The organism is Sulfuricurvum sp. RIFCSPLOWO2_12_FULL_43_24, from assembly GCF_001829605.1.
Lineage (GTDB): Bacteria > Campylobacterota > Campylobacteria > Campylobacterales > Sulfurimonadaceae > Sulfuricurvum.
The window spans coordinates 1-10,806 of record NZ_MIBT01000040.1 but is presented as its reverse complement, the minus strand read 5'-3'; the positions used below and the strand labels follow the sequence as shown (position 1 = coordinate 10,806).

The following is a 10,806-nucleotide window of genomic DNA, read 5'->3' as shown; positions in this document are numbered from 1 at the left end:
TTACCTCTTGGTCTTTTCGATCATATGGTCAATAACGATGCTATGCTCATGCTGAGGACTGAACATCACGATCTCTGCATCTGCATCAACCCTGACGTTGTGGCCCGGGGGCCAGTAGAAGAGGTCATTCGCGTAAACTGTCTCCTGAATGCCTTGGTCGTCTGTTGTGGTGAGCTGACCGCGCAAGACGAATCCCCAGTGAGGCGACTGGCAGGAATTACCTTGCAGCCCCTGAAACAAAGGGATCGTATCAACACCCGCAGAAAGAGTAAAATATTCGCAACTGATCTTACCTAGGCCGGTCGCGTCCCCGAAATCCATTCGCTGACGAATCACGGCACCCGGAATCTGCATTCTCACATCTACGTCATCTTTGGCTATACGCATGGTTGTTTCTCCCTATTGATTAGCGGATGCTTCCGGTTGTCTACCCACCTATCGACGCATCCGAAAATTGAGATAGGGTTCAACTTCTTTATCCATTTACTATCTATTTTTTGCCTGAATTTTATTAAATATAAGGACATGACAAAAGTCCTACTGTCAAAAGTTGATTTTTTTTTAAATTTAATTCACTGAAACTGAGCGTGACAGAAGGGGATCCTTTAGGATGAAGCAGGAGTGTGGGAGTCACAAGAGCAATTTGATGAAGTGATGAGGTTTTTTGGTACTTTTTCTCGTTCCCACTCTCCCGAGTGGTAACGGATAGAAGTGCTTAGTCCGTACTAAGATATTTTATGATTTATAGTTCCGTATGCATTCCCACTCAGGAGAGTGGGAACGAGGGAAACGTTTCCTCGATAGTTTGATAGAAGAAATCCTTTACGAATTTTGGTTCATTACTTCCCCTCGCTCCCAAGCTCCAGCTTGGGAGTGTATACCATCAGTCTGCATTCCCAACGAGGACGTTGGGAACGAGGGAATAAATCTTTATTTTTTTATTTCTTCACAAATCAACAAACCGCCAAATTCTTCTTTATGTTGACAGTTTAAACCGCATTGATAGTCGCCTTCTTTTTGATATTTATCATTATTGTAACGTACTTGATCAATTGCGGCTTGTTGGCAAGATTCAAATGAATCATACTCTCCGATGATGTATTGTTCGGTTTGATCTGCACTTGGTACATTTTCTATGTCAGGATATACAAATGCAGTCCACTTTACTTTTTCTGATGAACAGCCATTGATTCCAATTGCGATTAAAATTAATGTAATAATATATTTCATTTTACAACTCCTTTTTTATTTGCTATCAAGTTCAATCTTGGAAGTGCATAGCATTAGTATTTATTCCAAACGAGGACGTTTGGAATGAAGGATCTTTTTTACAATGGCATATTTTCACTACGTCCATTTCGCATTATCCATGTTAAATATTCGACTCCAAGATTAGTTATATGATATGTGTCATTATCAACCGTTACTAATGATCTACCAAGAAGGAATGTCATATATTGGTCCACTGACCAGTCAATAAAATCTTCATTATATTTTTCTTGAATACGATTAAAATGGACATTGATATCTTCTCTCGATAGCCCTTGCCCGATAACTTCATTTAGTCTTTTAAGAAGATATATTTGGCTTCCAAAAATAAGATTATGTATTTGCTCAAAGTCTAACAGTACTTTTGTTGCTCCTAAATGTTTTATTAATACTTTAATTGTGTCGCCATTGGTTTCAAGTCCACGACTTTCCAAGTCAGTTTTTATGCGCCCTTCAATATCTCTTAAAACAATAGAATCTCCAATTACTAAAAGTAATTCTTGAACAGCTTCAGTTTTATCTTTCTCTCTTTGAGCTTCTGGCATAGGTGATATTTTGATTCCATTTTTGTCAATTGATGCAATTCGAGACATAAAGGTTTCTATTTGTTTTTTGTAAATAAATAGAAAAATTAGCGCAAATAGAAAAGTAAAATGAGGCCAATTTAGTGCTTTAATAATTTCTTCCATTTAATTACAACCTGATTTTAAATATGTAAGTATATCGAATACGAGAATAGTTAAATATAGATTTTGGTTATTTTAGAAGCTGGATTCCCGATCAAGTCGGGAATGACGAGAAAGTGTGAGGCTAGATTCCGTATCTACCCTAAAGGGCACGTGAAGTACGGAATGACGGGGAGATTACAGCGCTTTCGCCATAATACGGTTAAGACGTGCAATAAACCCAGCGGTATCCGCAAGCGTCTCACCCTCATACAGTTTCGCCTGATCGAGCAACACATGTGCCGCATCGTCGATGAGGTTCATATCTGCTGAGTCGCTGAGTTTTTTGATCAACTCATGGTTCGGGTTGATTTGGAGGATCGGTTTCGGAGCCGGAAAATCTCCGCCCATGTTTCCGAATTGTTTCATCATCTGCGCCATCATGTACCCTTGGTCTTCTTTATCGACTTTGAGACATACGGCAGACTCGGTGAGATCGAACGTCGTTTCGACTTTCGAGACATTTTTCCCTAGAGCGTTTTGGAGTTGACCTACGAATGATTCCAACCCTTTGGCTTTCTCTTCGTGCTCTTTTTTCTCCTCTTCGGACTCTTCAAGTTCCGCATCGGTGACGTTGACGAATTTATACTCGTTGTACTCGCTTACCATCGGGAATACGATCGTGTCGATCTCTTCGTTGAGCACCAACACATCGATCCCTTTGGCTTTGAAACGCTCTAGTGCCGGAGAGTTTTTGAGCATTTGGAGAGACATTTTTGCAGAGATGTAATAGATCTCTTTTTTCTCAGCATCAACTCCTTCTACGAATTTGCTAAACATTACCGGCTCGGCAGAGTTAAGGGTGTTGAGTTTAAGAAGCTCTAGGATTTTTTCACGGTTGCCCATGTCGCTGTAGAGTCCCTCTTTGAGGACGTTTCCGAACTCTTTGTAGAATGCGTCGTATGTATCCGCGTCGTTTTCAGAGACTTTCGCAAGTTCGCTGAGCACTTTTTTAACTGATGCGTTTTTGATTTTTGCCATAACGCGGTTGCTCTGTAAAATTTCACGGCTGACGTTGAGTGGAAGGTCGGCAGAATCGATCACCCCGCGAAGGAAACGGAGGTAAGTCGGCATAAGCTCTTTTTCATCGTCGGTGATGAAGACACGGTTGATGTAGAGTTTGATACCGCTTTGGTAATCGACGCGGTACAAGTCCATCGGCGCTTTGGCAGGGACGTAGAAGAGGGTGGTGTACTCTAGTGTTCCCTCAGCTTTATTGTGCATCCATAGCAACGGTTCGCTGGAATCGTGGGCGATACTGGAGTAGAAATCTTTGTACTCTTCGTCGGTGATGTCGCTTTTGCTAATCGTCCACAATGCGTTGGCTTTGTTGACTTGTTTGTTTACGATTTCGTTGTGACCTTTCTCTTCACCCTCGGCTGGTGCTACCCACTCCTCTTTGTCCATGAAGATCGGGAAAGGGATATGGTTGGAGTATTTTTTGATGATAGAGTCGATACGGTGAGTCTCTAGGAATTCGCTCTCATCGTCTTTTAGGTGCATGATGATGCTCGTACCGTGGCTGTCGCGCTCTGCTGGCTCTAGGTCATACTCTGACCCCGCCATTGAGCTCCATTTGTAGGCTTGCTCTTCTCCTGCTTTGCGGCTGATCACTTCCACTTTATCGGCAACCATAAACGACGCGTAGAAACCGACACCGAATTGACCGATAAGGTTAGAATCTTTTTTCTGATCGCCGCTGAGTTTTTCGAGGAACGCTTTGGTTCCTGATTTTGCGATGGTTCCGAGGTTTTCGACTAAATCCGCTTCGTTCATACCGATACCGCTGTCGCTGATGGTAAGGGTTTTAGCCTCTTTATCGATGATGATGTCGATACGAGGAGCGAAGTTTACCCCTTTGTAGGCGTCGTCGGTGAGGACGAGCATGTTGAGTTTATCGAGAGCATCCGAAGAGTTCGATACGAGCTCGCGGACGAAAATCTCTTTGTTCGAGTACAAAGAGTGAATCATGAGATGTAAGATTTGTGAGACTTCAGTCTGGAACTGATGTTTTGCCATGTGACTATCCTTAAAGGTTAAAATTTGAGCTGTGATTGTAACGAAATAGCATTAATAATGCAAGATGTATCAAATAAGTTGAGTCTATATGACTAATACTTAATGTGCGTTAGATAAAGTCCGTTATGCGGCGCGATATCGGTGGAGTATCGCTTGAGACAGTTTAACTGCTCTATGAGCTGCTCTTTTGTTGCTTTGCCAGCGGAAATACGAAGTAAAAAACCGACCATCAGGCGGATTTGGGAGCGTAAAAAACCGTTTCCCTCGAATACAAGGATAAAGTACCCTTTGTGTGAGTAGGCGTAAGCACGGTAGATAATACGGGTGAAGTGATCCATATCGTTGCCGCTTTTTTTGAAAAGTTCAAAACTATGGGTCCCCTCAAAACATCTGATTGAATCACGAATCACTTCACGGTTGAGAGTGGGGATAAAGGAGACGAAGTTGTCTTCAAACGGGTTGGTATTCCCCTCTTTGATGACGTAGCGATAGACGCGTCGTTTGGCACTGTAGCGGGCGTGAAAGTCGCTTTCGACAAATTCGATCCGTAAGATCCGTAACGAGTTTGGGAGCTGGAGGTTGAGCATCTCTTTGAGTCGTTGAAGGTCGCTCCAAAACAGAGGGAGATCGATGTGCATTACTTGATGCGTCGCGTGAACACCTCGATCGGTGCGGCCTGAACCTTTGGGGGCGGAGTTGATTTTGAGACGTTTGAGGGCGATGATGAGGGTGCCGATAACGGTCTCATGGGTCGTAGGTTGCTGTTGAGACCCCATAAACGCCGAGCCGTTATAGCTCATGGTGATTTTGGCACGGTTCAAAAGCGCGTTCCCACTAAACGTTTATAGAAACCATAGGAGAGGATCACCCATCCAAGTGCTACCACCCAGATCGTATGAAATCCGAGCCACTGCTGGGTGATGATGGCAGAGGCGTAAAATCCGACGATGGAGAGAAAAAGCCATAGATAAATCCATCGCTTTTGGTGGCGTGCATGGACGACACCCAAGGCAATCATCAAAAATACGGAAATAAGGGGGAAAAGGCTTAAGAGGGTATTGGTGATGATGAGTCTATTTTTTTTCGGTCGTTCTTCCTCGTTTGTCCAAAAATCGAGGGTGTTACGGTAGATGGTAGGATCGGTATTCATCATATCGTTGATGTAGGCGGTTTTAAAAAGCATGGTTTTGAGAAGCGCGTTATCATAACTGTAACTTTGTCCGTTTGACAATTGCAGCTGCAAGACTCCTTTATGGTTAATGAGTTCTGCTTTTTCAGCGGTTATGAGGATTTCTTCTTTCATCTCTTTGTTAAAAAGGACTACATCTCCGAAGGCACGTGATTCCGAATCGCTTTTGTTGATAAAGAGCATCCAATCCCCGAAGTTATGACCAAACTCTGACGCCGTAAGGTTGAACTTGGCTTCCGCCCTTTTTTTCTCCAAAAAGTTGCCGGAGATAATTTTGATATAGGGGATAACTACTACAAAATTGACAAAAAGGAGGATGGAGAGAAGCAATGCGGGAATTGCCAAAACTCTTGCAACATACGAAGGGGATATGCCGAGCGAAAAAACGACGACCATCTCATTATCGTTTGAGAGGCGATAGAGGGTGAGGGCCCCGCCGACGATAAAAGCGATCGGGAGGGTATAAAAGAGCAACTCGGGCAATACGAAAAGATAGAGCTTCCCCATCTCCGCGATACTGAGCTGAATGACTGCCGTATAGGTTGCAAGTTTGATCATAAATATGACCGAAGCGATTGCGAACAGCGGGAGAAAAATCGAGAAAAAGAGAATCGAGAGATTCGATAAAATATAATGGCGTAATTTATCCATATAACCCCGCCAAATAAGCCGTTACATACGTATCGAACATGAGTACGATCCAACATCCCATCGCTAAGAACGGGATAAACGGAAGTTGTTTGGAATCATCACTCTCTCCTTGTGTGAGCAACAGTGCCGGAAGAGCAAGCACTGCACCTACGAAAATCGCAACAAGTCCCAATTTGATCCCCAGCAATGCCCCCATGGTCGCGGCAATCATAATATCAGCCTCTCCCATCGCCTCTTTTTTGATGGCATAGGAGAGGTAAAAACGAAGGAGGGTAAATCCACCGGCAAACAAAAGGGCATTGGTGAAGTTATAACCGAGCTGTCCGAAGGAGGTTGCACTCAAAATAGCGATGGTGAGCGCAGAGAGGTTGATACTGTCGGGGACCATTTTGTAATAATAATCGATAGCCGATAGGGCCAAAAGGAGATCAAACGTTAAAGCAACACCGAACGATTGGATACTCACCCCCAGTTTCATTGCACTGAAAAGGAAGATAAGTCCGCTGAGCAATTCGATGAGAGGATATTGTATCGAGATTTTTTCACCGCAAAAAGAACATTTTCCTCGCAAAAAGAGCCATGAAAGGATCGGGATATTGTGCCAAGCGCGAAGAGGAGTATTACAGCTCATACAATGGGATGCAGGAAAAGAGACGCTTTCATCACGCGGTGTACGGATGATAACGACATTTAAAAATGATCCGATCGCCGCTCCCACAATAAAAACAAAGAGTAGTTCCATCAGTTTAATCCTCCGAAGCGTCTTTCGACTGTTTTAAATTTTTTGATAATGGCTTCAAGTTCATCAACACTGAATTCAGGCCAGAGGGTATTGGTGAAAAATAGCTCTGCATACGCCGCTTGCCACAGGAGAAAATTCGACAGCCGATGATCTCCCCCGGTACGGATCAGCAGATCAACATCATGTTGACAGTCGAGTGCTTTTCCCACGGATTCTACCGTAAGTGCTCCGCTATCGCGCAGAGCATTTGCGGCACGGACAATTTCATCACGCCCCCCATAGTTGAGTGCTAAGCTTTGCAGCAACCCCGTACATGCGGCTGTCGCATTTTGAATATCATCGATCACTTTACGGAGCGATTTTGAGAAGATGGAGAGATCTCCAATCGGCTCAAAACGGATATTTCCGCTTAGATAGGTGATTTTTTCATTTTTAAGATAACGCTCCAGCAGTTTCATCAAAAACTCGACTTCAAGCTTCGGACGTTTCCAGTTTTCGGTACTGAATGCATAAAGGGTCAGACGATGGATATCGCTGTGATTAGCGCAATAAGTTGTAATGGTACGAACAACCTCTGCCCCTCTCTCGTGGCCGAATGTCCGATTTTCCCCTTTGGATTCGGCCCAGCGGCCGTTTCCGTCCATAATAATCGCAATATGGCAAGGTTGATTGCTCATATACGCATCGCTTCATCTAAGAGTTGGAGAGAGAGTCCCAACTTCTCATTTCTAGGGAGAGAAACACTCCCTTCAACGGTGATAAAATCGATTCGGTTTGTATCACTTCCAAAAGGGTTATTTTCATCGATGATGTTAAGGCATACCGCATTAGCCCCCTTGTTTACCAAAAGATTTTGGGCGTTTTGGGTTGCGACAGCGGGATCTGTTTCGGCTTTGAATGCGACCGTTTTAATCCCCTCTTTGTTACATGATTTGAGCAAATCGACGTTTTGTTTCATCTCGATATTCCATGATTCCCCTAACATCTCTTTTTTGAGTTTTCCCTCTTGAGGATGGGTCGGAATATAATCGCTCACCGCCGCCGCCATAAACAAAAAAGGCTCTTTTTGGATCAGAGCGATAGGCTCATCGTGAATCAGTGAGGGTTTGGTGAGTTTCCCTTTTTTTGCGATACGGATCGAATCGGTGAGGTATTCTTCCATCTCTTCGGAGCTTTCAACATCGATGGTATGGATCGAGGTCGGAAGACCTTCATCAAAACGGGTTGCAATCAGGTTTACATCGGCTCCTCGTAAAAAGAGCGCTGCAGCAAGTGCTGAGGCCATTTTACCGCTGGAGCGGTTAGAGATGGTACGGACATCGTCGAGCTTTTCGATCGTCCCCCCGCCGGTGACGATAACACGGCGATCAGTCCAAAAATCGTTTTTGAGCAGTATTCGGGCACTCTGCCAGAAAATCTCCAGAGGCTCCGCCATTGCGCCATCACCCGTCACTTGACACGCTAACTCTTTGGTCTGGGTATTGACAATCTCGTAGTTGGCGATGGCGAGCATTTTCATGGAGGCTTGGATCATCGGATTTTGGATCATGTTGGTGTTTGCCGATGGAGCGAGGAGTTTGATCCCCGGATAGGCGAGGGCACATTGGGTGAGTATCGTATCGGCGATACCGTTGGCGAGTTTGGCGATCGTGTTGGCGGTGGCGGGGGCGATAACGAGTAGATCGGCCCACCCTGATATTTTGATGTGGTTGAAATCATCCGACCACGATTCGTTGGTGTCATCGAGGACACGGTTACGGCTGAGGGCTTCAAAACTAAGCGGTGCTACGAATTTTTTTGCGGCAGGGGTCATAACGACTCGCACTTCGGCCCCCGCTTTGATGTAGAGACGGAGCAATTCGAGTGATTTGTAGGCCGCGATCGAACCGGTCACCCCAAGGAGGATCTTTTTACCTTCCAAAAGGTTTGAGGGGATTAACATACTTTCCCCTTTCCGAAGAATTTGGTGAAAAATCCGGCTACTTTACGGATTGGCGTACGGCTGAGGATGAGGATATCACTTTCGTATTTACCTGCTGTCACGGTTGTCCCAGCGGCGATCATCACATTATCGGCTATCTCGACAGGAGCTACGAGCTGGGTATCGCTTCCGACAAAGACATTTTTACCGATGATAGTTTGGTATTTTTTCACCCCATCATAGTTGCAGGTGATGGTTCCCGCTCCGATATTGGTTCCCGAATCGATCACGGCATCCCCTAAATAGCTTAGATGTCCCGCTTTAACGCCGTTAAGGGTCGATTTTTTGACCTCGACGAAGTTCCCGATATGGGTCCCCGTAATCACACTAAGAGGACGGATATGGGCTAGCGGACCGATATCCGAATCACGGATAACACTCTCTTCAATCACGCTGTGGGCTTTGATGTGAGAGTTGATGATCAGGGTATTTCCGCACAGGCGTACACCGTTTTCGAGGACACATTCCCCCTCAAACATTACCCCTTCCTCAATATAGATGGTTTCAGGCAGTTGCATAATCACCCCCGCATCCATCCAGGCACGGCGGAGGCGATTCATCATAATCATCTCGGCATTGGTGAGATCGTTTTTGGAATTGACCCCTTTGAATTCCACTTCTTCGACATAGAGCGGGGCAATACTCAATCCATCGTTGCGTGCCATTTCGATAACATCGGTAAGATAATATTCTTTTTGCGCGTTTGCGTTGGAAAGACGGGGAATATACGTTTGCAATACATGGTGTTTAAAGGCGTAGACTCCGGCATTGACGGTATTGATCGTTTTTTCGCTTTCACTCGCATCTTTCTCTTCAACGATTCGTTGAACGCGGTCGTTTTCAATAACGACACGGCCGTAGCCTGAGGGGTTGTCGAGCGGGATAACCGACATGACGATATCGGCAGGATTGGCGAGGAATTTTTCGATCGATGAGCGTTCGATGAGGGGCATATCGCCATTGAGGACAAGGACATCATCATATCGCGGGTTCACTCCCATCATCGCACCCCCCGTACCCGGAAAGTTTTCGGCATCTTGGGTGACAAACGTCAAGTTGCTGAAATGTTTTTCCATTGCGGCGATTACGGCCTCTTTTTGGTGGGCGACGACGACGATAACATCATCGGTAATCTCTAGCGCGGCTTTAATACTGTAGTAGAGCATTTCGCGTCCGCAAATCTCATGAAGTACTTTAGCTTTCGGCGATTTCATACGAGAACCTTTTCCGGCGGCTAAAATTACGATAGAGAGAGAGTTGGACATAGATGCTCCTGATAGTTATTCGTGTTATTTTATCAGATTTTACTTAGTCTATGGTATTATCATCTCTTTATTTTGGGAGTGTCGGTTTGGGTCGTTTTTTCTTTTTGTTTCTTTTAATTCCCTATGCTCTATGGGGTGCTGATCCGCAAGTTCCGGCAATGAATTTTAATCTCACAGCTCCCGAATCACCGGCTGAAGTGGTAAGTTCACTTAATGTTTTACTGGTTTTAACCGTACTGTTTTTAGCACCGAGTCTGGTGCTGGTGATGACGACTTTTACCCGTTTCGTTATCGTTTTCGGATTTTTGCGCCAAGCTTTGGGTACTCAGCAAGTCCCTCCGACACAGCTTCTTGTCATGCTGGCATTGATTTTGACGGTTTTCGTCATGGAGCCTGTCGCCACCAAAGCGTATGAGGAGGGGATTAAGCCCTACAGTGAAGAGAAAATCACGTATGATGAGGCATTTGAGAAAACAACCGAGCCGTTCAAAAGCTTTATGGTACGCAATACCCGTGAAAAAGATTTGGCCCTCTTTTTGCGTATACGTCATATGGAAAATCCTCAATCCATCAAAGAAGTTCCTCTCACCATCGTGATCCCGGCATTTATGATCAGTGAGCTGAAAACGGCGTTTGAGATCGGATTTCTCCTCTTTTTGCCGTTTCTCGTCATCGATATGGTCGTTGCTTCGATCCTGATGTCGATGGGTATGATGATGCTTCCCCCCGTTATGATCTCGATGCCGTTTAAAATACTCGTTTTTGTCATGGTTGACGGATGGAATTTGCTGATCGGTAATCTGATCGCCAGTGTTAAATAGTTTGAAATTAAAGGTTCTATGTGCAGTGTGAATATTTCGGGATTTGTGGAAGTTGCCGCGATTATGAAGAGGGGTATGCAGGACAACTGGACCGTAAAGTTTCAGTGGTTCAAGCAATGTTTTTGCCTCTGTATTCAGGGGAGA

At 44.8% G+C, this 10,806-nt stretch carries 11 protein-coding genes; 1 reads left to right on the top strand and 10 read right to left on the bottom strand.

The window, feature by feature from the left end; translation table 11 throughout:
* The 10 genes from A3G19_RS03995 to glmU form a co-directional block, all read right to left on the bottom strand.
* Positions 1-387, bottom strand: coding sequence for a hypothetical protein (locus A3G19_RS03995; RefSeq protein WP_294870711.1), 387 nt, complete (start codon positions 385-387; stop codon positions 1-3).
* Positions 388-930: 543 nt separating this feature from the next.
* Positions 931-1,230, bottom strand: coding sequence for a hypothetical protein (locus tag A3G19_RS03990; RefSeq protein WP_294870709.1), 300 nt, complete (start codon positions 1,228-1,230; stop codon positions 931-933).
* A 98-nt stretch (positions 1,231-1,328) separates the two neighbouring features.
* On the bottom strand, positions 1,329-1,958 hold the full coding sequence (locus tag A3G19_RS03985) for a hypothetical protein (protein WP_294870707.1): 630 nt from the start codon (positions 1,956-1,958) through the stop codon (positions 1,329-1,331).
* 174 nt (positions 1,959-2,132) lie between these two features.
* A complete protein-coding gene (htpG, locus tag A3G19_RS03980) occupies positions 2,133-4,013 on the bottom strand; it encodes a molecular chaperone HtpG (protein WP_294870704.1) in 1,881 nt (626 codons plus the stop codon).
* A 92-nt stretch (positions 4,014-4,105) separates the two neighbouring features.
* On the bottom strand, positions 4,106-4,834 hold the full coding sequence (gene truA, locus A3G19_RS03975) for a tRNA pseudouridine(38-40) synthase TruA (RefSeq protein ID WP_294870702.1): 729 nt from the start codon (positions 4,832-4,834) through the stop codon (positions 4,106-4,108).
* Positions 4,831-5,853 carry an LptF/LptG family permease gene (locus A3G19_RS03970; RefSeq protein WP_294870700.1) on the bottom strand — a complete coding sequence of 341 codons (1,023 nt, stop codon included), beginning with the start codon at positions 5,851-5,853 and terminating at the stop codon, positions 4,831-4,833. The genes truA and A3G19_RS03970 overlap by 4 nt, the downstream gene beginning before the upstream one ends.
* The gene (locus tag A3G19_RS03965; protein ID WP_015653364.1) at positions 5,846-6,595 is read right to left on the bottom strand and encodes an A24 family peptidase; all 750 of its coding nucleotides are present in this window, start codon (positions 6,593-6,595) and stop codon (positions 5,846-5,848) included. The genes A3G19_RS03970 and A3G19_RS03965 overlap by 8 nt, the downstream gene beginning before the upstream one ends.
* Complete coding sequence (gene uppS / locus A3G19_RS03960) at positions 6,595-7,272, bottom strand: polyprenyl diphosphate synthase (RefSeq protein ID WP_294870698.1); 678 nt, start codon at positions 7,270-7,272, stop codon at positions 6,595-6,597. The genes A3G19_RS03965 and uppS overlap by 1 nt, the downstream gene beginning before the upstream one ends.
* Positions 7,269-8,537: a bifunctional phosphopantothenoylcysteine decarboxylase/phosphopantothenate--cysteine ligase CoaBC gene (gene coaBC, locus A3G19_RS03955; RefSeq protein WP_294870697.1), complete on the bottom strand. Its 1,269-nt coding sequence runs from the start codon at positions 8,535-8,537 to the stop codon at positions 7,269-7,271. Before coaBC ends, uppS begins: the two co-directional genes overlap by 4 nt.
* Positions 8,531-9,841, bottom strand: a complete 1,311-nt coding sequence (glmU, locus tag A3G19_RS03950; protein ID WP_294870696.1) for a bifunctional UDP-N-acetylglucosamine diphosphorylase/glucosamine-1-phosphate N-acetyltransferase GlmU — start codon at positions 9,839-9,841, stop codon at positions 8,531-8,533. The genes coaBC and glmU overlap by 7 nt, the downstream gene beginning before the upstream one ends.
* A 50-nt stretch (positions 9,842-9,891) precedes the next feature.
* Here glmU and fliP point away from each other — a divergent pair, with 50 nt between their 5' ends.
* Positions 9,892-10,662: a flagellar type III secretion system pore protein FliP gene (gene fliP, locus A3G19_RS03945; protein ID WP_291750944.1), complete on the top strand. Its 771-nt coding sequence runs from the start codon at positions 9,892-9,894 to the stop codon at positions 10,660-10,662.
* Positions 10,663-10,806: the final 144 nt, after the last annotated feature.

Coding starts and splice junctions, on each gene's coding strand:
- A3G19_RS03995 (WP_294870711.1), bottom strand. CDS start 387: ATGCGTATAGCCAAAGATGACGTAGATGTGAGAATGCAGATTCCGGGT.
- A3G19_RS03990 (WP_294870709.1), bottom strand. CDS start 1,230: ATGAAATATATTATTACATTAATTTTAATCGCAATTGGAATCAATGGC.
- A3G19_RS03985 (WP_294870707.1), bottom strand. CDS start 1,958: ATGGAAGAAATTATTAAAGCACTAAATTGGCCTCATTTTACTTTTCTA.
- htpG (WP_294870704.1), bottom strand. CDS start 4,013: ATGGCAAAACATCAGTTCCAGACTGAAGTCTCACAAATCTTACATCTC.
- A3G19_RS03970 (WP_294870700.1), bottom strand. CDS start 5,853: ATGGATAAATTACGCCATTATATTTTATCGAATCTCTCGATTCTCTTT.
- A3G19_RS03965 (WP_015653364.1), bottom strand. CDS start 6,595: ATGGAACTACTCTTTGTTTTTATTGTGGGAGCGGCGATCGGATCATTT.
- uppS (WP_294870698.1), bottom strand. CDS start 7,272: ATGAGCAATCAACCTTGCCATATTGCGATTATTATGGACGGAAACGGC.
- coaBC (WP_294870697.1), bottom strand. CDS start 8,537: ATGTTAATCCCCTCAAACCTTTTGGAAGGTAAAAAGATCCTCCTTGGG.
- glmU (WP_294870696.1), bottom strand. CDS start 9,841: ATGTCCAACTCTCTCTCTATCGTAATTTTAGCCGCCGGAAAAGGTTCT.
- fliP (WP_291750944.1), top strand. CDS start 9,892: ATGGTATTATCATCTCTTTATTTTGGGAGTGTCGGTTTGGGTCGTTTT.